The sequence below is a fragment of the Paracoccus marinaquae genome (assembly GCF_018860165.1).
Lineage (GTDB): Bacteria > Pseudomonadota > Alphaproteobacteria > Rhodobacterales > Rhodobacteraceae > Paracoccus > Paracoccus marinaquae.
Window position 1 is genome coordinate 1 of sequence record NZ_JAHKNG010000028.1, and the last position, 19,994, is coordinate 19,994.

General features: G+C 68.0%; 22 protein-coding genes and 1 pseudogene. 19 read left to right on the plus strand and 4 right to left on the minus strand.

The genetic code is table 11. The annotated features are described in order from the left end of the window. Nucleotides 1–177: 177 nt before the first annotated feature. Nucleotides 178–498: pseudogene (locus tag KNW02_RS14220) on the plus strand (transposase); the annotation flags it as partial. Between the two features lie 127 nt (nucleotides 499–625). Here the strand turns inward: KNW02_RS14220 and KNW02_RS14225 are convergent. From KNW02_RS14225 to KNW02_RS14235, 3 genes are read right to left on the minus strand one after another with little or no spacing between them, the layout of a single operon-like run. Then, on the minus strand, nucleotides 626–1,777 hold the full coding sequence (locus KNW02_RS14225) for a glycosyltransferase family 61 protein (RefSeq protein WP_216033948.1): 1,152 nt from the start codon (nucleotides 1,775–1,777) through the stop codon (nucleotides 626–628). Between the two features lie 13 nt (nucleotides 1,778–1,790). Further along, complete coding sequence (locus KNW02_RS14230; protein ID WP_216033949.1) at nucleotides 1,791–3,845, minus strand: glycosyltransferase family 2 protein; 2,055 nt, start codon at nucleotides 3,843–3,845, stop codon at nucleotides 1,791–1,793. Nucleotides 3,846–3,848: 3 nt separating this feature from the next. Continuing rightward, complete coding sequence (locus tag KNW02_RS14235) at nucleotides 3,849–4,937, minus strand: hypothetical protein (protein WP_216033950.1); 1,089 nt, start codon at nucleotides 4,935–4,937, stop codon at nucleotides 3,849–3,851. Between the two features lie 122 nt (nucleotides 4,938–5,059). Here KNW02_RS14235 and KNW02_RS14240 point away from each other — a divergent pair, with 122 nt between their 5' ends. Then, nucleotides 5,060–5,986, plus strand: a complete 927-nt coding sequence (locus tag KNW02_RS14240) for a hypothetical protein (RefSeq protein ID WP_216033951.1) — start codon at nucleotides 5,060–5,062, stop codon at nucleotides 5,984–5,986. A 296-nt stretch (nucleotides 5,987–6,282) separates the two neighbouring features. Here the strand turns inward: KNW02_RS14240 and KNW02_RS14245 are convergent, their stop codons facing one another. Continuing rightward, nucleotides 6,283–6,954 carry a YiaD family glycine zipper/OmpA-like lipoprotein gene (locus KNW02_RS14245; protein WP_216033952.1) on the minus strand — a complete coding sequence of 224 codons (672 nt, stop codon included), beginning with the start codon at nucleotides 6,952–6,954 and terminating at the stop codon, nucleotides 6,283–6,285. A 174-nt stretch (nucleotides 6,955–7,128) separates the two neighbouring features. On the opposite strand from KNW02_RS14245, the gene nth reads away from it, so the two are divergent. From nth to KNW02_RS14330, 17 genes are all read left to right on the plus strand, one after another. Next, entirely contained in the window at nucleotides 7,129–7,791 is a 663-nt protein-coding gene (gene nth, locus KNW02_RS14250; RefSeq protein ID WP_216033953.1) for an endonuclease III, read from the plus strand. Beyond that, nucleotides 7,788–8,801 (plus strand): adenosine kinase, encoded by a 1,014-nt coding sequence (locus KNW02_RS14255; protein ID WP_216033954.1) that lies wholly within the window; start codon nucleotides 7,788–7,790, stop codon nucleotides 8,799–8,801. The genes nth and KNW02_RS14255 overlap by 4 nt, the downstream gene beginning before the upstream one ends. A 307-nt stretch (nucleotides 8,802–9,108) precedes the next feature. Next, nucleotides 9,109–10,371, plus strand: a complete 1,263-nt coding sequence (gene fabF, locus KNW02_RS14260) for a beta-ketoacyl-ACP synthase II (RefSeq protein ID WP_216033955.1) — start codon at nucleotides 9,109–9,111, stop codon at nucleotides 10,369–10,371. Beyond that, nucleotides 10,368–11,552 carry an endolytic transglycosylase MltG gene (mltG, locus tag KNW02_RS14265; RefSeq protein WP_216033956.1) on the plus strand — a complete coding sequence of 395 codons (1,185 nt, stop codon included), beginning with the start codon at nucleotides 10,368–10,370 and terminating at the stop codon, nucleotides 11,550–11,552. Before fabF ends, mltG begins: the two co-directional genes overlap by 4 nt. A gap of 131 nt (nucleotides 11,553–11,683) precedes the next feature. After that, nucleotides 11,684–12,118 carry a hypothetical protein gene (locus KNW02_RS14270; protein ID WP_216033957.1) on the plus strand — a complete coding sequence of 145 codons (435 nt, stop codon included), beginning with the start codon at nucleotides 11,684–11,686 and terminating at the stop codon, nucleotides 12,116–12,118. A 308-nt stretch (nucleotides 12,119–12,426) separates the two neighbouring features. Then, entirely contained in the window at nucleotides 12,427–12,846 is a 420-nt protein-coding gene (locus tag KNW02_RS14275) for a permease (protein WP_216033958.1), read from the plus strand. Then, the gene (locus KNW02_RS14280) at nucleotides 12,797–14,143 is read left to right on the plus strand and encodes a DNA-packaging protein (RefSeq protein WP_216033959.1); all 1,347 of its coding nucleotides are present in this window, start codon (nucleotides 12,797–12,799) and stop codon (nucleotides 14,141–14,143) included. Before KNW02_RS14275 ends, KNW02_RS14280 begins: the two co-directional genes overlap by 50 nt. A gap of 110 nt (nucleotides 14,144–14,253) precedes the next feature. Beyond that, nucleotides 14,254–15,438 (plus strand): phage portal protein, encoded by a 1,185-nt coding sequence (locus KNW02_RS14285; protein ID WP_216033960.1) that lies wholly within the window; start codon nucleotides 14,254–14,256, stop codon nucleotides 15,436–15,438. 4 nt (nucleotides 15,439–15,442) lie between these two features. Beyond that, nucleotides 15,443–15,676: a GTA head formation protein, RCAP_rcc01685 family gene (locus KNW02_RS14290; protein WP_216033961.1), complete on the plus strand. Its 234-nt coding sequence runs from the start codon at nucleotides 15,443–15,445 to the stop codon at nucleotides 15,674–15,676. Nucleotides 15,677–15,679: 3 nt separating this feature from the next. Continuing rightward, nucleotides 15,680–16,210 (plus strand): HK97 family phage prohead protease, encoded by a 531-nt coding sequence (locus KNW02_RS14295; RefSeq protein WP_216033962.1) that lies wholly within the window; start codon nucleotides 15,680–15,682, stop codon nucleotides 16,208–16,210. A 105-nt stretch (nucleotides 16,211–16,315) separates the two neighbouring features. Next, on the plus strand, nucleotides 16,316–17,479 hold the full coding sequence (locus KNW02_RS14300) for a phage major capsid protein (protein WP_216033963.1): 1,164 nt from the start codon (nucleotides 16,316–16,318) through the stop codon (nucleotides 17,477–17,479). Between the two features lie 190 nt (nucleotides 17,480–17,669). Then, nucleotides 17,670–18,284, plus strand: a complete 615-nt coding sequence (locus KNW02_RS14305) for a head-tail connector protein (protein WP_216033964.1) — start codon at nucleotides 17,670–17,672, stop codon at nucleotides 18,282–18,284. Then, complete coding sequence (locus KNW02_RS14310; protein ID WP_216033965.1) at nucleotides 18,284–18,622, plus strand: head-tail adaptor protein; 339 nt, start codon at nucleotides 18,284–18,286, stop codon at nucleotides 18,620–18,622. Before KNW02_RS14305 ends, KNW02_RS14310 begins: the two co-directional genes overlap by 1 nt. Then, nucleotides 18,619–19,038, plus strand: coding sequence for a DUF3168 domain-containing protein (locus KNW02_RS14315; protein WP_216033966.1), 420 nt, complete (start codon nucleotides 18,619–18,621; stop codon nucleotides 19,036–19,038). The genes KNW02_RS14310 and KNW02_RS14315 overlap by 4 nt, the downstream gene beginning before the upstream one ends. Nucleotides 19,039–19,050: 12 nt before the next feature. Continuing rightward, nucleotides 19,051–19,464 (plus strand): phage major tail protein, TP901-1 family, encoded by a 414-nt coding sequence (locus tag KNW02_RS14320; RefSeq protein ID WP_216033967.1) that lies wholly within the window; start codon nucleotides 19,051–19,053, stop codon nucleotides 19,462–19,464. Then, entirely contained in the window at nucleotides 19,464–19,778 is a 315-nt protein-coding gene (locus KNW02_RS14325; RefSeq protein WP_216033968.1) for a gene transfer agent family protein, read from the plus strand. The genes KNW02_RS14320 and KNW02_RS14325 overlap by 1 nt, the downstream gene beginning before the upstream one ends. Further along, the gene (locus KNW02_RS14330) at nucleotides 19,775–19,981 is read left to right on the plus strand and encodes a rcc01693 family protein (protein ID WP_216033969.1); all 207 of its coding nucleotides are present in this window, start codon (nucleotides 19,775–19,777) and stop codon (nucleotides 19,979–19,981) included. The genes KNW02_RS14325 and KNW02_RS14330 overlap by 4 nt, the downstream gene beginning before the upstream one ends. Nucleotides 19,982–19,994 lie beyond the last annotated feature (13 nt).

A 19,994-nucleotide genomic window follows, 5' to 3' on the forward strand; every position in this document is an offset into this window, starting at 1 on the left:
CCAAACACCACAATTCCCATAGCGCCAAACCGGACCGCGGCTTCGTTCAATCCGGCTTCAATGAGGTCGCGGAACGCGCCAAGACGCCCCCGATCCGCCACGCGACCTCACAGAACCCTCCAGATTCACATTGGTGTAGGAGGCTGATTCCATGCTCCCTTAGCAGGAAGATTTACCATGGGAACCTTGGAACGTCTGGTTTTGTCCGATCGTCAATGGGATCGGATCGCGGCCCACTTTATCGGCGACGGGCGCACGCGCGGTAGCAGCGGTAGCGACAACCGGATGTTCGTCGAAGCAGTATTGTGGATTGTTCGGACTGGCTCAACATGGCGTGACCTGCCGGACGTGTTCGGGGCGTGGAACTCCGCGTTCCGCCGGTTCAGCCGCTGGAGCCGGAAAGGTATCTGGTGGCAGATATTCGAGGCGATGGCCCCAAATCGTCAGGCAGCCGCGCCCATTCCCAAATGCACAGGGGGCAGATCAATGCAAAATGCCTGCCGCAGGCACCAATGCCGCGCGAGCGGCTTCGTCCTTGTCCGCTTGGCCGCGCGCCGGATCGGGCCTGCCCGGACAAGGCCCCGCGCCTCTCGGCGCCGGGTATGCCTGACAGGCGGGAAGGGCCTCAATCCTTGCGGGCGGCTGCGACGATCTTTTCGATCGGCACCTCGACCGGGCGGAACACGACCTCGCCGCCCATCCGTTTGCGGAACTTCGCGAAGGCGATGTTGAAGTCCTTCTCGTCCGGATAGGTCCAGGCTTCGGGGCGGTCGAGATAGCCGAGGTCGGTCAGCCGGGCCACCAGCCTGTGGTGATCGACCTGGCCCCAGCTTTCGCGGTTGGCCCCCTTCTGGCGCGGCGGCATCCAGTCGCCCAGCAGCACGTTGATGATATCGGGGCTGCGGCCCAGCATGCCTTCAAGCTGACGCTGGATATTCACATAGGCCATCATGTTGCGGCGCAGGACCACCGCCACCCGCTGCCCGGGACGCGCCATGAAGCCCAGCAGGTGAAAGGCCGAACTGTCGAGGCCGATCACATGCGTCGCCGCCATGTATTGCGCCAGTTGCTCGGCGGGGCTGTGATCCTGCGGGTGATAGGCGGTATAGCCCTGCGCGATCAGGTTCTGCTCGATCGAATATTCGTTCAGCACCCGGCCCTTCTTGCCGGTCTTGGTGCGCGAGACGTAGATCCGTTCGGCCCCCTTCGGCTCGATCCGGTCCTGCAACCGGCCGATGAAGGCGCGGAACTCGGGCGTTCCGCGGGCGATCCGGCCAAGCCCGAAGCCCTGGCCCGGGACCATCAGCCGTTCGATCCGGGTGGGTTCGGTGACGAAGGTGACGGGCAGGTCCATCCCCAGCAGGGCGAGGAAATCCTGCTGCCAGGGCGAGAATTTCTGCAACTGCTCGTGCTTGCCGATGAAAACGATGCTTTCGACGCCGGCATGAGTGCTGGCCCAGAGCCGCGGAATCGTCTCGGTCATGAAATGGCCGAAATGCGCGAAGACCTGCCCGCCCCACAGATGCGTGCCCGGCAGGCGCGCCGCGGGTTGGGGGCGGGTTTCGACCGCCACCGGGGCCATCATCCGCGTATCGCCGCGATAGATCGCGGCCTCGGGGCAATCGCGGCCGTCGGCATGGGTGATGCCGCACATGGGAATGCGCTGCATCGGCCCGGCCGGCCAGACGATCGCGTCATCTACCGTCATCACCTCGCGCGACCAGCCCTGATCGGGCTCGGGCACCGGAAAGATGTCGCCCGGTCGGATCTGTGTCATGGGGTCCCGCCTGTCATTTGCGTTTGATTTTCATCGCCTTGTCGAACGGATAGGGTTGCAGTTCCGCCATCTGTTCCCGGTAGCCGTCCGAATGCCGCAGCCGCGCCAGCCGGTCCTGAAGCCGGGCCTCGATCAGATCGGCGGCCGCGCGCACCGCCGGATCCTTCAGCAGCCTGGCCACCAGCGCCTCGCGCTCGCCGGCCAGCGCGAGGGCCGAGCGATCCTCGACCTCGTTGCGGTCGAAGACGCCGAAATATTCGGCATCGTATTTCGAGTGATTGTCCAGAACGTCGCCGCGCAGCCGCCGCAGCAGGTATTCCTCGCGCGACTTGACGCCGTAATGGTTCATCTGCGCCAGATCATAGCCCACCTGATGACTGTTCAGCCGCCAGCGCAGATCGCGGCCGTTCAGGGCCGCACCATTGCCGTTCAGCCAGTTCACCGGATAGTCGCTGCCTTCCTTGCTGCGCGCGAAACGGATCTTCAGATAGGGCCGGTGGATGGCCAGCGCCATGTGCGGATCGGTCCGGAACAGGGTCTTGATGCCGTAACCCTTGACGAAACTCTCGGGGGCGGCGGCGGTCATCCGTTCGGTCACCGGACCCGGCTCGAAACGCTCAAGGCCCGCGCTGCCGAAGAAGCGCCAGGCAAGGCACATGCCGGTCGCCTTCTGCGACAGGATCCGGTCGATCAGGTCATCGACCCGCGGCCCGCCGCCCCGGATCGAGACGAACTCGTCCAGATCCATGATCAGCAGCCAGTCCGATTCCATCGCGAAGGAATTGATCTCGGCCCAGTGCAGCGCCCGCGACTGCGGCGGCTTGTCCTTCCAGGGCGGGTTGCCCAGCCGCGTGACCAGCCCGAGGCCGGCCAGCGCGTCGAACATCTCATCGGTGCCGTCGGTGCAGTCATTGGTATAGGCGAGGATGTCGGTGAACCCGAGGACATGGTGATGGGCCACCCATTCCAGCACATAGGGGCCTTCATCCTTGGCCATGGTCACGATCGTCACCCGGCCGTGGCGCGAGACATTTGCGCCGCCCGGGATGCGTGCCTTGCGCTGGTCCAGATCGGCCAGCGCGACCTCGGCCGCGGCCATCGCCTCGCGTTCGGTCACCTGGGCCTGGGCATGCCGGCGGCGGCGTTCATCCGCATCGGGCCGGGCGGGTTCCGCCGCGGGCTGCGCCGGATCCGCCCCGGCGACAGGGGGATAGCCGATGATCCCGTGTTCCGCGGCCCAGCGGCCGATCCAGCTGTCGCGCGGCGGCAGGCCCGCCTCCTCGCGCGCCGAGGCCTTGCGCATCCATCGCGAATAGAGATGGACCGAGCGGCTTTCGGCCTTTGACACCCGATGGTCCAGTTCCTCGGCGCGGCGCGGGTTGAGCAGCATCCTGCGTTCCTGGAAGGTGACGGGAAAGAACATCTCCTGCGGCTGGGCATGTTCGATATCGCCGGTCGCGCGCGCGAAATGGGTCAGCGCCTTCGGCCCCGAGGTGCCCCAGGCCAGATCGCCAAAGCCGAAATCCGGCTCGGCCCGCCACAGCGCCGCCAGCTTTTCGCGCCGCGGCTGCGGCATCCAGGGGGGCACCGGATGCGGGTCGGTCAGGAAGGCGTGCAGGTCTTCCAGCAGGCGCGATCCGGCGGGCAGGCCCAGAATGGCATTGCCCAGTTCCTCCTTGTCCTGCCGCTCGTGGCCCAGATACCAGTCGATGTCCAGGGCGAAGGGGCGCAGGGCGATCACGTCCGTATCCACCCAGACCCGGCCGGTCTGCCGCACCATCATCACCCGGAAGATATCCGCATGCGGGGCCGGGCTGCCCGATTCCTTGTGGATGACGAAGCCGGCGCTGTCCCAGATCTCGCGGGCATCGCGCAGGGTCACGCCGGGCGGCACGTTCGCGATCTCGTCATAGGCATAGAGCGCCACGTCATGGCCAAGCGCCACGAAACTGTGCAGCGAGGCGATCTCGAGCCAGGACAGATCGCCGCCGATCCAGAGCGAGCCGATCCGGGCAAGATCGGTCGCGGCGGGGGCCTTGGTGGCGGGGGGGGGCGGTTTTCCGGCCATGGTTCAGACCTCGCCCGCGGTCTTGACGATGCTGGCCGGCGCGATCTCGATCTGGCGTTCGAGGCTGTCGCGGAAGGACTTGATAAAGTTCTTCTCGCGGCTGAGGGCGTGCATTTCCTCGATCTCTGCGGGCGACCGCTGCCTGAGTTTCTTCAACTCGCCGAAACGCTGCCAGACCTCTTCGCGCCGTGCGTGGCGGGCATCGCCCTCGGCGGTCAGATCGGCCAGCGATCCGAAACGGGTATGGCCGGCCAGGGCCCCATCGACGATCTGCTGATAGCGCGTGCCGCGAAAGAACTTGGGCTGGTGGTAATGCACGATCCGGGCATCGATCGCGTCCACATGCGCGAAGAACCGTTCGAGATGCCGGTGCTGCCCCGGATGCGAGATCGACAGGTTCCAGCCATTCGCCATGACCTGCATCTGCAACCCGGCCTGCCGGATCGCCAGCGGCAATGCGATCTGGTCCAGCCATGGCCGCTTGTTGCGGACCTCGGGATCGGCGTCCAGTTCCGCCGCGATCCGGAACCAGCAGCCGGCAAAGTCCGAGCCGGTCGGGAAGGCGATCATGCCGGCATTGAAATAGGGCGGGACGGTCTTGGCGCTGCGGGTCAGGCGCACGCGTTCCTCGGGGAAGGGCAGGCCGAACTTCGCATAGACATATTCCCACGACCCCGGATTGCCGCCCCAGCCCTGAACCCCCTCGGGGACGACGCTGACCGTGCCCGGCGCCACCAGATCGGCCCGGTCGAAGGCGGCGACGACCGCCGTGTCGGTATCCAGAAACAGCGTGTATCCGGTTTCGCGCGGCTGCAGGCAGGCCAGGATCTTGTTGCCCTGCTTGTAGGGCGGGGCAAAGCGGTCGGTGGGATCCATCAGCCGGATCTCGGCATCCATCTGCCGGTAGAATTCGGTGACATAGGGCAACAGGAACTCGGCCTTGTCGCGCGGGGTATAGGCCACCACCTTCACATCCCCCAGAACCTGCCGGATCGAGGACAGCAGGATGATGCTGTCGCGCGTCAGCGCCGGCGGGTCGAGGACATAGATAATGGTCAGGTCGGCAAGCTGCAGGGAAGATGTGTCGGCCATGGGGTCTTTCGGATTGCACTGCCGGATCGTTGTGGCATCCCTTGCCGCGGGCTGGCAAGTCAAGGCTGTTTCACAATTTCAGCTTTGACCGGGGCGCGCGGCCGGTTCAGAAAAGCCGGACCATGCCCGAGGTCCTTTCATATTCCGACCGTCATCGCGTCGTCCATCACCGCGCCGCAGATGCGCCTTCGGAACGGCTGGTCGTCACCTTCGCCCCGAGGACCGACCGGCTGGCGGATTCGGGCTTCGGGACGGACTTCGCCCTGTCGCGGGGCCATGACACGATCTATGTCGGCCAGCACCGCGATGCCTGGCATCAGGGCATCGACAGCGAGGATCTGGCCCGGCTGATCCTGCCCATCGCCGCCGGGCGCGAGATCGTCGCCTATGGCAACAGCGCCGGTGCCTATGCGGCGCTGTATTTCGGCGGCGCGCTTGCGGCGCGCATCCTTGCGATCGCGCCGCGCAACGACATCCATCCGCTGATTTCGGTGAACCCGGCCCGGACCCGGCGCGATTTCCGCCACTGTGCTAGGCTTGAGGACGGGCCGCTGTCGCCGCAGGCCCCGATGGTGCTGTTCGACCCCCACCAGCCCAAGGACGGCCGTCTGGTCCGGCAATGGATTGCCCCGGCCTATCCCGCCGCGGATCTGCGCGCGCTGACCCATACCGGCCACAGCGTCATCGTGGTCCTGCATCGCCGCGGCCTGCTGGCGCCGCTGGTCGAGGAGGTCTTCCGTGGCCGGGTGCCGGGCGAGATCGCCCTGTGGGAACCCGGCTCGCCCAGGTGGCATTTCGCCCGAGGCCACCGGCTGCGCGAAGACGGGGATCTGGCCGGGGCGCTGGCCTGTTTCCGCCTCGCGCTGACCGCCGAGCCGCACAAGAACACCGCTCTGGCGGTCATCGATTGCGCCAGACGGCTGGGCGAGGACGAGGTGATGGCCGAGGCCCGGCGTCAGTTGGAAGAACTGAAACAGGCGGCCCGCAGGCAGCGGAGTTCTGCCGGGGGTGAGGCGCAGGAGGCGACGGGTCTTCCGAAGCCTTCCTGAGCCCCGGAGCGGGGGTACGGGTGGGTTCGCCCATTGACCGAAGGGGAAATGAGGCAGCCACTCTGGGGGTGGCTGCCACGGGACGAAATCCCGCCGCCAGCATCTGGCGAATGGCGGGCCGGTTTTCCAGATTTTTTACCGAAAGATCAAAGTAACGCAGCGTCACATCGCCGAAATGCCCGATTTCCGGGCGGATCACGCGACATGACGCAACGTCACTCTGGTCGCTGGGGCCAGGGGCAGCAGGGCCGCGCCTGATCGGCCTCGCTGATGGCATCGCCGATGGCCGGCCGGGATCAGCCGGTCGGGCGGATCAGGATTTCCACCCGGCGGTTCCGGGCCCGGCCCTCAACCGTTCCGTTCGAGGCGACCGGCTGGTCCTCGCCGCGGCCGATCGCGACGATCCGTGCCGGTGCCACGCCGGCCGCGGTCAGGATGCCCGCGACCGATTGCGCGCGGCGCTGCGACAGATCGAAATTGTAGCCGGCCGAGCCCGTGTCGTCGGTATGGCCGACCACCTCGACGCGGCTGTTCGGATACTGGTTCAGGTTCCGCGCCACGGCATAAAGGTCGCCCTGCGCCGGACCCGACACCGCCGCCGAGTCGGTGGCGAAGAGGATGCCTTCGGGCAGCACGACCTGCAGGTACGAGCCGTGATTGACGATCTGGATATTCGGGTTCGAGACCGCCTGTTCCAGCGCGGCGGCCTGACGGTCGAGGATATTGCCGGCGACGGCACCGGCCATGGCGCCAAGGATCGCGCCCTTGGCCGCGTCCTTGCCCTGGTTGTTCTTGTCGTCGTCGCGGGTGGCGCCCAGGACCGCACCAAGGGCGGCCCCGGCCATGGCGCCCTGCTGGGTCCGGCTCAGCCCGGTTCCGGTTCCGGTCCCGGTCATCGACGGATCGGTGCAGGCGCCGAGGGCGATCAGCCCCGAGGCTGCGATGACGGTGGTCGTGCGAAGTTTCATGTCACTGCCTTTCGATTTCGTTCTTTGCGGACTTGCCTGTGTGCTTGCGGACCGAGGTGACCGGGTCCGGTCCGCTGTCCAACGCCGGAACGCTGCCGCAGTTCCGCCCGAAATGGAAGCCGCCGCACGGGCGGTGCTTGCATTGTGATCGAGCCAGGGTCAAAAGCGTCAACCATGGCCCAAGCCCGTCGTCCCTCCGCCCCCTTGCCCTTTGCCGATCAGGTCGCGATCTTCTCGCGCCTCTGCGAAGCCAATCCGGCGCCCGAGACCGAATTGAACTTCACCGGTCCCTTCACGCTGGTCGTTGCCGTGGCGCTGTCGGCGCAGGCGACCGATGTGGGCGTGAACAAGGCCACCAAGGGGCTGTTCGCGGTAGCCGACACGCCGCGGAAGATGCTGGATCTGGGCGTCGAGGGCGTGACCGAACATATCAGGACCATCGGCCTTTTCCGGCAGAAGGCAAGGAATGTCATCGCCCTGTCGCGGATCCTCGTCGAGGATTTCGGCGGCGAGGTGCCCGACAGCCGCGCCGCACTGATGAGCCTGCCCGGCGTCGGCCGCAAGACTGCCAATGTGGTGCTGAACTGCGCCTTCGGACACAGCAGCCAGGCGGTGGACACGCATATCTTCCGCGTCGGCAACCGCACCCGCATCGCGCCGGGCCGCGACGTGGACGAGGTCGAACGCGCCATCGAGGACAATGTGCCGGTCCGGTTCCAGCAGCATGCCCACCACTGGCTGATCCTGCATGGCCGTTATATCTGCCAGGCGCGCAGGCCGCGCTGCGGCGTCTGCATCATCCGCGATCTTTGCCCCTATGAGGAGAAAACCGAATGACCACCCCCTATGTGATCGGCATCGGCAATGCGGTGATGGACGTGATCTCGCCGACCGATGACGCCTGGCTGGACCGGATGGGGGTGCAGAAGGGCATCATGCAGCTGATCGAGCGCGAGCGGTCGGAATATCTGATGGCCGCGCAGGCCGACGACCACGGGCCGGGGCGCAATCAGGCGCGGCTGGTGCCGGGCGGCTCGGTCGCCAATACGCTGGCCGGGATCGGCGCCCTGGGGCTGAAGACCGCCTTCATCGGGCGGGTCGTCGATGACGCGCTTGGCCTCAGCTATGCCGAACAGACCGAAGCGGCGGGCACGGTCTTCGTCAATCCGCCGATCGGGGGCGAGCAGCTGCCGACCTCGCGCAGCATCATCTTCGTCACGCCCGACGGCGAACGCTCGATGAATACCTATCTGGGCATCTCGGCCGATCTTGGCCCGGATGACGTGAACCCGTCGGTCTTTCAGGGCGCGGGCTGGCTGTTCCTCGAGGGTTATCTGTTCGACAAGCCGAAGGGCAAGGACGCTTTCATGAAGGCCGCGGCCAGCTGCCACGAGGCCGGCGGCCAGGTCGGGATCGCGCTGTCGGACCCGTTCTGCGTGGACCGCCACCGCGAGGATTTCCGGCGGCTGGTGGCCGGGCCGATGGATTACGTCATCGGCAATGTGCATGAATGGTCCTCGCTCTATCAGACCGGGGATCTGGAAGAGGCGCTGACCCGGGCCGCGGCCGATTGCGGCACGGTGATCTGCACGCGCTCGGGCGATGACGCGATTCTGATCCGCGACGGCGAACGGGTGATGGTGCCCGTTCACAAGGTCGTGCCGGTGGATGCGACCGGGGCGGGGGACCAGTTCGCGGCGGGGCTGATCTACGGGCTGGCCACGGGCAGGCCGCTGGCGGTCGCCGGCCGGATGGGCTGCGTCGCGGCGGCCGAGGTGATCGGCCATGTCGGGCCGCGCCCCGAACGCGACATCCGCGAGGATTTCCGGGCCGAAGGCCTGCTCTGAGAGGCCAGCTTCCCCGGTATTCGCGGGGGAAAGGGGGCTCGCCGCCCCCTCTTGGCCTGCGGCCAATTCACCCCGCAGGTATTTGCAAAGAGCGCGAGGGCAGCCGAGACCGCCTCGCACTCTTTTCAAATACCTCGGGGGGCGTCGCGGAACGCGACGGGGGGCGGCGCCCCCCTACTTCTTTTTCCCGTTCCCGACGGCGGCGGCGGCGATGCCTTGCGCAATCTGCCGCGGGCCCGGCGTTGCGCGGTTGTATCCCCGCGTGTATCAGGGCGGGAACCAACGGGCAGCTTGAAGGATAACACGGATGCGCAGGGTTGTTGTCACCGGTCTTGGGATGGTCACGCCGCTGGCCTCGGGCGTCGAGGCGACGTGGGAGCGGCTCCTGGCGGGACGGTCCGGGGCCGGGCCGATCACCCGCTTTGATCCGAAGGACGTGGTGACGAAATATGCCTGCGAGATCCCGTTCGGTGATGGCAGCGACGGGACCTTCAACCCGGATGACTGGATGGAGCCGAAGGATCGGCGCAAGGTCGATGACTTCATCCTCTATGGCATGGCTGCCGCCGCGCAGGCGGTTGCGGATGCCGGCTGGAGGCCCGAGGACGAGGAAAGCCGGCTGCGCACCGGGGTCATGATCGGCTCGGGCATCGGCGGGCTGAGTTCGATTGCCGAGACCGCGGTGCTGATCAAGGAGCGCGGACCGAAGCGGGTCAGCCCCTTCTTCATTCCGGGCGCGCTGATCAACCTGATCTCGGGGCAGGTCAGCATCCGCTTTGGCTTCAAGGGGCCGAATCATGCCGTCGTCACCGCCTGTTCGACCGGCGCCCATGCCATTGGCGATGCCGCGCGGCTGATCATGCTGGGCGATGCCGATGTGATGGTCGCGGGCGGGGCCGAGGCGCCGATCAGCGAGATCGGGATCGCCGGCTTCAACGCCTGCAAGGCCCTGTCGACCAGGCGGGCCGAGGATCCGCAGGCCGCCAGCCGCCCCTATGACGCCGATCGCGACGGCTTCGTGATGGGCGAGGGCGCGGGCTGCGTGGTGCTGGAGGAATATGAACACGCCCGCGCGCGCGGCGCGAAGATCTATGCCGAGGTGCTGGGTTACGGGCTGTCGGGCGACGCCTATCACATCACCGCGCCCTCCGAGGATGGCGATGGCGGCTATCGCGCCATGCAGAACGCGCTGCGCAGCGCCGGGATCGGGCCCGAGCGGATCGATTACATCAACGCGCATGGCACCTCGACCATGGCCGACACGATCGAGCTGGGCGCGGTCGAGCGGTTGCTGGGCGATCATGCCGGCAATGCGGTGATGTCCTCGACCAAGTCGAGCATCGGTCACCTGCTGGGGGCGGCGGGCGCGGTCGAGGCGATCTTCTGCGTGCTTGCGATCCGTGACCAGATCTGCCCGCCGACGATCAATCTGGACAATCCGGCGGTGACGCCGAAGCTGGATCTGGCCGCGAATGCCGCCGTGCGGCGCAAGGTCGATGTGGCCCTGTCCAACAGCTTTGGCTTTGGCGGCACCAATGCCAGCCTCGTGCTTGGGAAGGTCGCGGGATGATCTGGCGCCATATCGCCTCGAACTTCCTGACCCTGCTGATCGTGCTGCTGGTCGCGCTGGCGGCGGCGGTCGCCTGGAGCAAGCACGAGTTCAGCGGGCCGGGTCCCAGCGAGGTGGCGCAATGCGTCCAGATCGCGCCCGGCGCCAGCCTGAACGCGGTCAGCCAGCAACTGGCGGCGCAGGGCGCGGTCAGCAGCGCCTATATCTTTCGCGCCGGCACCGACTATATGGACAAGGCCCGCGACCTGAAATTCGGCAGCTATCTGCTGCCGCCGGGTTCCAGCATGGAGAGTATCCTCGGCGTGATCACCGCCGGTGGACCCTCGACCTGCGGGACCGAGGTCATCCTGCGGGTGGGGGTGCGCGAGAACAGCGTGCTGCTGCGCGACATGAACCCCGAGACCGGCGGTTTCGAGGAGATGGCGCGCTATAACCCGGCAGCAGAGGCGCAGCCGGCGGCCATCGCCGCCGCCGGGCAGAAGCCCGATGCGCGGCTGCGTGTCACCGTGGCCGAGGGGGTGACCAGCTGGCAGGTGGCCGAGGGGCTGAAGCAGGCCGATTTCCTGTCGGGCGAGATCGAGGAGGTGCCCGCCGAGGGCAGCCTGGCGCCCGACACCTATGAGGTCGCCAAGGATTCGCCGCGTGCCGCGCTTCTGGCCGAGATGGGGCGGCGGCAGGCTGCGATCCTGGCCCAGGAATGGGAGGCGCGTCCCTTCGGCCTGCCTTACGAAAGCCCCGAGGAAGCGCTGATCATGGCCTCGATCGTCGAGAAGGAAACCGGGCTGCCCGACGAGCGCCCGACGGTCGCCAGCGTCTTCGTGAACCGGCTGGAACAGGGCATGCGGCTGGAGACCGACCCGACGGTGATCTATGGCATCACCCGTGGCGAGGGGGTGCTGGAGCGCGGCTTGCGGCGGTCGGAACTGAACGCGGCGACGCCCTATAACACCTATCGCATCGACGGGCTGCCGCCCACGCCCATCGCCAATCCGGGTCGGGCGGCGATCAATGCGGCGCTCAATCCGGCGCAGACCGAGTTCATCTTTTTCGTGGCCGACGGCTCGGGCGGGCATGCCTTTGCCCGGACGCTGGCGGAGCATAACGCCAATGTCGCCCGCTGGCGCGAGATCGAGGCGCAGCGCGGAGAGGCGACGGACAGTCCGGTTCAGGGCGACGGTTGAACGCGTCGCCCCCGGGTCGTCCATAGGGTTTGACAAAGCCCGCCCCGCGCCGCAGGCTGAGCGGCAAGGGGCGGGCTTTTTCAACGGCGTATGCTGCGCCAGCCCGGGCCTCTGCAGCAGGAGGAATTTCCGTGAAACTGTCCGACATGTTTTCGACTTTGGCCGACAATGCCCGTGTCTTCGAGGAGCGGGCCGCCGAATGGCAGGACGAGATGGGCGTCCGCAATGACGAGATGATGGCCAGCGCCCGCAAGTGGCAGGAAACCGCCATGCAGCGCCAGGAAGAGATGAACAAGCAGATTCGCGGCTATTTCGAGGAAGCCGGCGAGAATGTCCGCAGCCAGTGGCAGGCGATGCAGAGCGGCTGGGAGAACCAGTTCGAGGCGCTGCGCGAGAAGGGCGAGGAGATGCGGGCCGCTGCCTCGAAAAGCGGGCAGTTCCCCGACTGGGCCGAAGCTTATGCCGCGCAGATGCTGTCCTTCGCGCAGAAACTGCAGGACGATGCCTCGAACGCGATCGCGGCCGCGACCGAGGCGCGCGGCAAGGGCGGCACCAAGAAGGGCTGAACCCGGCTTTCGAACCGCGTTGCCCGCCGCCGCCGGCTGCGGGCGATTCTGGCTCCGGGCGTGCCGTCGCGACAGGTTCGGGCCATGTTGCGCGGTGCGTGCAGCGGGTGTTGCGTTGGCCATCATTTTGATTTTTATGGATATCCTCCCTGAACTTCATCAGCCTAAGGTTTAGTTATTGACTTTCTGAACGCCCTTGGGTAGATATTTCCCATGCTGGGAGAAATGGGCGAGCGGCCGGGGGAAACCCTGGGCCGCTTCTTCATTTTTCGGCTCGTGCGGACAGGACACGAGGCGGGACAGTTTGCATGAACGATATGGAATGGAGTGGGGCCGGCGACCCCGAAGGGCCGTTTGCGGCCGGCGCCCGGGTCGTCGCGGATGGCGCGGACCGGGGCGAAACATCGCCTCAGGGCTGCGATCCGGAGCAGGCCATTGCCGTCGCTGACGGGCTTTTCTGGTCCTATATCCGGGACCTGGAGGCGCATCAGCAGGCCCTGGCGGGCCGCGAAGGCGGCGCGGTCGATCCGACAGAACTGAAGAATGCCGTTCAGGTAGCCAAGGGCGTCCGCGAGGCCGTCCATCTGATGATGACGGAAAGGAACAAGGTTGACAGACTTCGCAAGGACATTGCCGGAGGGGTCGGCGGAGGCAGCCTCGACCTTGACGCGGCACGAGATGAGATCGGGCGCCGCCTGGCTTGCCTGCGCCGCGCCGCAGGAGGTTGACGCGTTTCTGGGCGGTCTGGGAGAGAATGCGCTGATGGCGCTGCCCTGGCTGTTCGAGTTCTGGGCCCTGCCGCATCAATTGCCGCCCGAGGGGGACTGGAAGAGCTGGGTGATCATGGGCGGGCGCGGTGCCGGCAAGACCCGTGCCGGGTCGGAATGGGTGCGCCGGCAGGTCGAGGGGTCGACGGCCGCCGCGCCCGGCCGCTGTCACCGGGTGGCACTGGTCGGCGAGACCTTCGATCAGGTGCGCGAGGTGATGGTGATGGGCGAGAGCGGCATCCTGGCCTGCTCACCCCCGGACCGGCGGCCGGTCTGGGAGGCCGGGCGGCGGCGGCTGGTCTGGGCCAATGGCGCGACCGCCACGGTTTATTCCGCGCATGAACCCGAGGCGCTGCGCGGGCCTCAGTTCGACGCGGCCTGGGTGGATGAACTGGCCAAGTGGAAGAAGGCTGAGGATGTCTGGGACATGCTGCAATTCGCGCTGCGACTGGGCGCGCATCCGCAGCAGGTGGTGACGACGACGCCGCGCAATGTCGGCGTGCTGAAGCGGATCCTCGGCAATGCCTCGACCGTGACCACCCATGCGCCGACGGATGCGAACCGGGCCTATCTGGCCGAAAGCTTTCTGGCCGAGGTCGAGGCGCGCTATGGCGGCACCCGGATCGGCCGGCAGGAACTGGAGGGGGTGCTTCTGGACGATGTCGAGGGGGCGCTGTGGACCACGGCCATGCTGGAAGGCGCGCGGCTGGAACGGGCGCCGAAGCTGACCCGTGTCGTGGTCGCGGTCGATCCGGCGGTGACGGCGGGCCGTGCCAGCGACGCATGCGGGATCGTGGTCGCGGGCGTGGTGACCGAAGGCGAGCCGCGCGACTGGCGGGCCTATGTGCTGGAGGATGCGACGGTCAGGGGCGGGCCAAGCGACTGGGCGCGGGCGGCGATCGCGGCGATGGACCTGCACGGGGCCGAGAAGCTGGTGGCCGAGGTGAACCAGGGCGGCGACCTGGTCGAGAGCGTGATCCGGCAGGTCGATCCCCTGGTGCCGTTCCGGGCCCTGCGGGCGGGGCGCGGCAAGGGGCTGCGGGCCGAGCCGGTCGCGGCGCTTTACGAGCAGGGGCGGGTCAAGCACCTGCGCGGCGGCGATCTGGGCGTGCTGGAGGATCAGATGTGCCAGATGACGGTGCGCGGCTTCGAGGGGCGAGGCAGCCCCGACCGACTGGATGCGCTGGTCTGGGCAATCCATGAACTGATGATCGAGCCGGCTTCAAGCTGGCGCCGGCCGCAGATGCGGCGGTTGTGAGGCGAGGCCGGGGGCGCTTCGCCCCCCGGACCCCCAGAGGATATTTTCGTGAAGAAGAAGGGGCTGGCCGTCTGGCCGGCCTTTTTCATGGCGGATGCGTGGAGGCGAGCATGGCATTTCGATTGTTTTCGCGGGAGGAAAAGCAGGATCCCGCACCCGGGAAGAAGGCCAGTGCGACCGGTCGGGTGGTGGCCTTTGCCGCCGGGGCGGGGCGGCCGGTCTGGTCGGCGCGCGATAGCGGGTCGCTGACGCGGGGTGGTTTCGTCGGCAATCCGGTGGGGTTCCGGTCGGTGAAGCTGATCGCCGAGGCGGCGGCGGCGGTGCCGCTGGTCTGCGAGGATGGCGCGCGGCGCTTTGACAGCCATCCGGTTCTGGGGCTGCTGCGCCGGCCCAATCCCGGGCAGGGCCGGGCCGAGCTGTTCGAGGCGCTGTTCGGGCAGATGCTGCTGTCGGGGAACGGCTATCTCGAGGCGGTGGGGCTGGCTGCTTCGGGCCTGCCCGAGGAGCTGCATGTGCTGCGTTCGGACCGGGTCAGCATCGTGCCGGGGGCCGATGGCTGGCCGGTGGCCTTCGAATACGCCGTGGGCGGGCGCAGGCATCGCTTCGACATGGCCGGCAGTCCCGATCCGATCTGCCATATCAAGAGCTTTCATCCGCAGGACGATCACTACGGGCTGTCGCCGATGCAGGCGGCTGCCGTCGCGCTGGATGTGCATAACAGCGCCAGTGCCTGGTCGAAGGCGCTGCTGGACAATGCCGCGCGGCCCTCGGGGGCGATCGTCTACAGGGGCGTGGACGGGCAGGGGGTGCTGAGCGCCGAGCAATATGACCGGCTGGTCGGCGAGATCGAGATGAACCATCAGGGCGCGCGCAATGCCGGGCGGCCGATGCTGCTGGAGGGCGGGCTGGACTGGAAGCCGATGGGTTTCAGCCCCTCGGACATGGAATTCCACCAGACCAAGCAGGCGGCGGCGCGCGAGATCGCGCTGGCCTTCGGGGTGCCGCCGATGCTGCTGGGGATTCCGGGTGACGCGACCTATGCCAATTACGCCGAGGCGCATCGCGCCTTCTACCGGCTGACGGTTCTGCCGCTGGCGGCGCGGGTGGCGGCCTCGGTCGCCTGGTGGCTGTCCGAGCATCTGGGCGAGGAGGTTTCCCTGAAGCCCGATCCCGACGGCATCCCGGCCTTGGCCGAGGAGCGGGACCAGCAGTGGCGGCGGGTCAGCGAGGCGTCGTTTCTCAGCAATGCCGAGAAGCGGGCGCTGTTGGGGCTGCCGCCTCTGGCCGAGGGGTGAGGCGATGGAAGGGTCGCGTTTCGTCAGGGACGGCCTCGGCTGGCATGACCAGCGGTTCGAGGCGCAGGAGCGGATCATGGCGCTGCAGTTCGGCACCGTCGAGAAGCGGCTGGAACGGATCGAGGCGCTGATCGAGGGGCTGGAGCGGCGGCTGTGGATGACCGTCTACGGGGTCGTCGCGGTGATCCTGACCCAGGCCGTGCAGGGCATTCTGGAATATGCGCCGAAAGGAGGCTGACGGATGGTACCGGGACTTGAGGTGAAATTCGCCGGCGGGGCACCAACCCTGACCGAGGGACATGTGATCGAGGGCTATGCCAGCCTGTTCGGGTTGACCGATCAGGGCGGGGACGCGGTGTTGCCGGGGGCCTTTGCCGCCTCGCTGAAGCGGCTGGCGGCCAGGGGCGACCGGGTGCGGATGCTGTGGCAGCACGATCCCGCGCGGCCCATCGGCGTCTGGGACGAGATCCGCGAGGACGCGACGGGGCTGTGGGTCAGGGGCCGGCTGTTGCCCGATGTGGCGCAGGCGCGCGAGGCGGCCGCGCTGATCGGGGCCGGGGCCATCGACGGGCTGTCGATCGGCTATCGCACCATCCGCGCCGAGCGTGACCGGAACGGGCGCCGCGCGCTGGCCGAGGTCGAGCTGTGGGAGGTGTCGCTGGTCACCTTCCCGATGCTGCCCGAGGCCAAGGTGGGGCGCAAGGAGGCGGACGAACTGCTGGAGGTGGCGGCGCTGTTCGCGGCCGCCGCCGCGGCACTGCGGGCCGCTTGACATCAGGGCTGCGCGGGCGCGCGGCCGAGGGGTTCGGATCGCGCGCTGCCGCCGTCCGGCAAGAGGGGGCGGGTCGGCCCCGATCATCGCGATGAGGAGAAGACCATGACCGAGGTGAAACCCGCGGGCGGCGGCGACGCGTCCGCCGATCTGAAGGGGGCCATGATGGGGTTCGTCGGCGAACTCCGGGGCTTTCGAGACGACATCCAGAAGAAGCTGCAAGCACAGGAAGAGCGCATGAACATGCTTGATCGCAAGACCGCCAGCCGGGGCCGCGCGCCCCTGTCCGCCACCGCCGAGACCGAGGTGCCGCATCAGAAGGCGTTCAGCGCCTATCTGCGCCGCGGCGACGATGACGGGCTGCGTGGGCTGGTCATCGAGGAAAAGGGCCTGACCGTCGCCAGCGATGGCGGTTTTCTGGCCGCGCCGCAGGTGGCAGAGACGGTGCAGAACGTGCTGCGCTCGGGTGCCTCGCTGCGCCGGCTGGCCAATGTCGTCGCCGTCGATTCCTCGGCCTATGAGGTGCTGGTGGACAAGGGTGACATCGGTGCCGGCTGGGCGAGCGAGGCCGATGCGGCCGAGACCGCCCCGGGCGGGATCGAGCGGATCTCGATCCCGGTGCACGAGTTGTCGGCCATGCCGAAGGCCAGCCAGCGGCTGTTGGATGACGCGGCCTTCGATGTCGAGGCCTGGCTGGCCGAGCGGATTGCCGACAGGTTCGCCCGTTCGGAAGCGGCGGCCTTCATCCATGGCGATGGCGTGGCCAAGCCGCGCGGCATCCTGGCCTATCCGACAGCGGCCGATGGCAGCGCGGCCGATGGTCAGATCGGAACGATTGCCACCGGGTCGCTGGGCGATTTCGACGCCGATGCGCCGGCCGATGCGCTGATCGACCTGATCTACGCCCTGGGGGCCGAATATCGCGCCAATGCGAGCTTCGTGATGAATTCGAAGACCGCGGCACGGATCCGCAAGATGAAGGATGGCGAAGGCCGCTTCCTGTGGACCGATGCGCTGTCGGCCGGGCAGTCGGCGCAGCTTCTGGGCTATCCGGTGCTGATCGGCGAGGACATGCCGGATATCGCCATGGACGCGCTGTCGGTCGCCTTCGGCGATTTCCGGGCGGCCTATACCATTGTCGAGCGCCCCGACCTGCGCGTGCTGCGCGATCCGTTCAGCGCCAAGCCGCATGTGCTGTTCTACGCCACCAAGCGGGTCGGCGGCGGTGTCACCGACTTCCGCGCCGTCAAGCTGCTGCGCTTCGCCTGATCCTTCGGGAAAGGGCGAGGGAAGGGGCCGCGCGCGGGCGCCGGCCATGCCGGCTTTGCAACTGTCCGCGCGCGCTGATGGCTGGCGCGTGGGCGCGGCCCCTTTCCGCAGCCGGGAAATGGGCGGGGTCCGTGACGGGCCCCGCCGTCGTGGAGTGGCAAGGCGAACGGCAGGACGGGAGGTTCGCGAGATGATGCTGATAGAGGAAACGGCGCCTGCGGCGGAGGCGCTGCCTGTCGCCGCGCTGCGCGAGCATTTGCGCCTGGGGTCGGGGTTCGGGGTCGCCGAGGAGGCGGCCGAAACGGCGGCCCTGGGCGGCTATCTGCGCGCCGCGATCGCGACCATCGAGGGGCGGACCGGCAAGGTGCTGCTGACCCGGCGCTTTCGGATGCAGCTGGATGACTGGCGCGACCGGCTGGGCCAGCCGCTGCCGCTGGCGCCGGTGATCTCGATCGAGGGGATCGAGATCGAGGACGGGGCCGGCATCGTCACGGCGCTGCCGCAGGACAGCTGGCGGCTGCTGCCCGACAGCCAGCGTCCGATGATCCTGCCGACCGGGGTGATCCTGCCGCATGTTCCGCGGCGCGGTTTGCTGAACGTGCGCTTTACCGCCGGGTTCGGTGCTGACTGGGCATCGGTGCCGGCCGATCTGGCGCAGGCGGTGCTGATGCTGGCCGCGCGCTATTACGAGGATCGCAGCTTCGAGGGATCGAAGGGGGCTATGCCCTTCGGGGTCAGCGCGCTGATCGAGCGTTGGCGGCAGGTGCGCATCCTCGGCGGTCGCGGTCGCCGGGAGGCGCGCTGATGGGCCGGCCGAGGCTGAACCTGCGGCTGGCGCTGGAAGCACCCGAGCGGCAGGAGGACGGAATGGGCGGCCATCGCGTCGTCTGGCGGCAGCTGGGTTGGCTCTGGGCCGGGATGGAAGCCGCAGCGGGGCGCGAGCGTCTGGTCCAGGTCGGGCCGCAAAGCCTGGTGACATGGCGGATCACACTGCGCGCAGCGCCAAAGGGTGATCCGCGCCGGCCCGAGCCCGACCAGCGGCTGCGGCTGGGCGCGCGGCTGTTCCATATCGAGGCGGTGGCCGAGTGTGACCCGGACGGGCGCTGGCTGACCTGCTTTGCACGAGAGGAGGATCAGGCATGAGTTATGCGGCAGGGGCGGCGCTGCAGGGCGCGGTTTACCGGCATTTGCGGGCCGACACGGCGCTGGCGGCGCTGGTCGGGGATGCGATCTTCGACGCCATGCCGGTCGATGTGCCGGCCGGGGTGCATGTCTCGCTGGGCCCCGAGGAGGCGCGTGACGCCGGCGATGCGACCGGGCGCGGATCGCAGCATGATTTCGTCGTCTCGGTGCTGTCGGGCAGCGAGGGCAGTGCCGGTTTCAGTGCCGTCAAGATCGCCGCCGCGGCGGTGGCCGAGGCGCTGGAGACGGGCGGCCTGATGCTGGATCGCGGCCATCTGGTGGCGATCTGGTTTCGGCGCGCGCGGGCGCGGCGGGTAGAAAACGGCGCGGCGCGACGGGTCGATCTGACCTTTCGCGCCCTGATTGATCTGGGCTGAGGAGTTGAGGCCATGGCGGTACAGAACGGGCGCGACCTGCTGGTCAGGATGGACATGACGGGCGATGGCGCCTTCGAGACGGTGGCCGGGCTGCGCGCCTCGCGGCTATCCTTCAATGCCGAGACGGTGGATGTCACCAGCGTCGAAAGCGAGGGCGGCTGGCGCGAACTGCTGGGTGGCGCGGGAATGCGCAGCGCCTCGATCTCGGGCTCGGGCGTGTTTCGGGACGCGGCGACCGATGCTCGTGCGCGGCAGATCTTCTTCGACGGCGAGGTGCCGCGGTTTCAGGTGGTGATCCCCGATTTCGGCACCGTCGAGGGACCGTTCCAGATCACCGCGCTGGAATATGCCGGCAGCCATAACGGCGAGGCCACCTATGAGGTCAGCATGGCCTCGGCCGGTGCGCTGAGCTTTACGGTGCTGTGATGGCGAACCCGATGCGGGGCGAGGTCGAGATCGCGCTGGACGGGCAGGCGCAGGTGGCGCGGCTGACCCTGGGCGCACTGGCCGAACTGGAACAGGATCTGGGCGCCGACAGCCTGCTGGCGCTGGCCGAACGGTTCGAGGCCGGGCGCTTTTCCAGCCGCGATGTGCTGGCGGTGCTGGTCGCAGGGCTGCGGGGCGGCGGCTGGCAGGGGCGCGCGGCCGACCTGCTGACGGTCGAGATCGGCGGCGGGCCGGTGGCAGCGGGGCGGGCAGCCGCCGAATTGCTGGCCCGCGCCTTCCGGATCGGCGCATGAGCGGCGGGCTGGACTGGCCCGGCCTGATGCGCGCGGGGTTGCGCGGGCTGGGGCTGCGACCAGAGCAGTTCTGGGCGCTGACCCCGGCCGAACTGGCCCTGATGCTGGGGGTCGAGGCCGGACCGCCGGCGATGACGCGGGAACGGCTGGCCGAACTGGCGGCGCGCTATCCCGACCGGCGGCCGGGCTCGCCCGGGGAATGAGAGCAACTGACAA

What these genes read in the sequence shown, in the direction of transcription:
- KNW02_RS14225 (WP_216033948.1), bottom strand. Translation starts at nt 1,777, where the DNA reads ATGACACAGATCCGACCGGGCGACATCTTTCCGGTGCCCGAGCCCGAT.
- KNW02_RS14230 (WP_216033949.1), bottom strand. Translation starts at nt 3,845, where the DNA reads ATGGCCGGAAAACCGCCCCCCCCCGCCACCAAGGCCCCCGCCGCGACC.
- KNW02_RS14235 (WP_216033950.1), bottom strand. Translation starts at nt 4,937, where the DNA reads ATGGCCGACACATCTTCCCTGCAGCTTGCCGACCTGACCATTATCTAT.
- KNW02_RS14240 (WP_216033951.1), top strand. Translation starts at nt 5,060, where the DNA reads ATGCCCGAGGTCCTTTCATATTCCGACCGTCATCGCGTCGTCCATCAC.
- KNW02_RS14245 (WP_216033952.1), bottom strand. Translation starts at nt 6,954, where the DNA reads ATGAAACTTCGCACGACCACCGTCATCGCAGCCTCGGGGCTGATCGCC.
- nth (WP_216033953.1), top strand. Translation starts at nt 7,129, where the DNA reads ATGGCCCAAGCCCGTCGTCCCTCCGCCCCCTTGCCCTTTGCCGATCAG.
- KNW02_RS14255 (WP_216033954.1), top strand. Translation starts at nt 7,788, where the DNA reads ATGACCACCCCCTATGTGATCGGCATCGGCAATGCGGTGATGGACGTG.
- fabF (WP_216033955.1), top strand. Translation starts at nt 9,109, where the DNA reads ATGCGCAGGGTTGTTGTCACCGGTCTTGGGATGGTCACGCCGCTGGCC.
- mltG (WP_216033956.1), top strand. Translation starts at nt 10,368, where the DNA reads ATGATCTGGCGCCATATCGCCTCGAACTTCCTGACCCTGCTGATCGTG.
- KNW02_RS14275 (WP_216033958.1), top strand. Translation starts at nt 12,427, where the DNA reads ATGAACGATATGGAATGGAGTGGGGCCGGCGACCCCGAAGGGCCGTTT.
- KNW02_RS14280 (WP_216033959.1), top strand. Translation starts at nt 12,797, where the DNA reads ATGAGATCGGGCGCCGCCTGGCTTGCCTGCGCCGCGCCGCAGGAGGTT.
- KNW02_RS14285 (WP_216033960.1), top strand. Translation starts at nt 14,254, where the DNA reads ATGGCATTTCGATTGTTTTCGCGGGAGGAAAAGCAGGATCCCGCACCC.
- KNW02_RS14290 (WP_216033961.1), top strand. Translation starts at nt 15,443, where the DNA reads ATGGAAGGGTCGCGTTTCGTCAGGGACGGCCTCGGCTGGCATGACCAG.
- KNW02_RS14295 (WP_216033962.1), top strand. Translation starts at nt 15,680, where the DNA reads ATGGTACCGGGACTTGAGGTGAAATTCGCCGGCGGGGCACCAACCCTG.
- KNW02_RS14300 (WP_216033963.1), top strand. Translation starts at nt 16,316, where the DNA reads ATGACCGAGGTGAAACCCGCGGGCGGCGGCGACGCGTCCGCCGATCTG.
- KNW02_RS14305 (WP_216033964.1), top strand. Translation starts at nt 17,670, where the DNA reads ATGATGCTGATAGAGGAAACGGCGCCTGCGGCGGAGGCGCTGCCTGTC.
- KNW02_RS14310 (WP_216033965.1), top strand. Translation starts at nt 18,284, where the DNA reads ATGGGCCGGCCGAGGCTGAACCTGCGGCTGGCGCTGGAAGCACCCGAG.
- KNW02_RS14315 (WP_216033966.1), top strand. Translation starts at nt 18,619, where the DNA reads ATGAGTTATGCGGCAGGGGCGGCGCTGCAGGGCGCGGTTTACCGGCAT.
- KNW02_RS14320 (WP_216033967.1), top strand. Translation starts at nt 19,051, where the DNA reads ATGGCGGTACAGAACGGGCGCGACCTGCTGGTCAGGATGGACATGACG.
- KNW02_RS14325 (WP_216033968.1), top strand. Translation starts at nt 19,464, where the DNA reads ATGGCGAACCCGATGCGGGGCGAGGTCGAGATCGCGCTGGACGGGCAG.
- KNW02_RS14330 (WP_216033969.1), top strand. Translation starts at nt 19,775, where the DNA reads ATGAGCGGCGGGCTGGACTGGCCCGGCCTGATGCGCGCGGGGTTGCGC.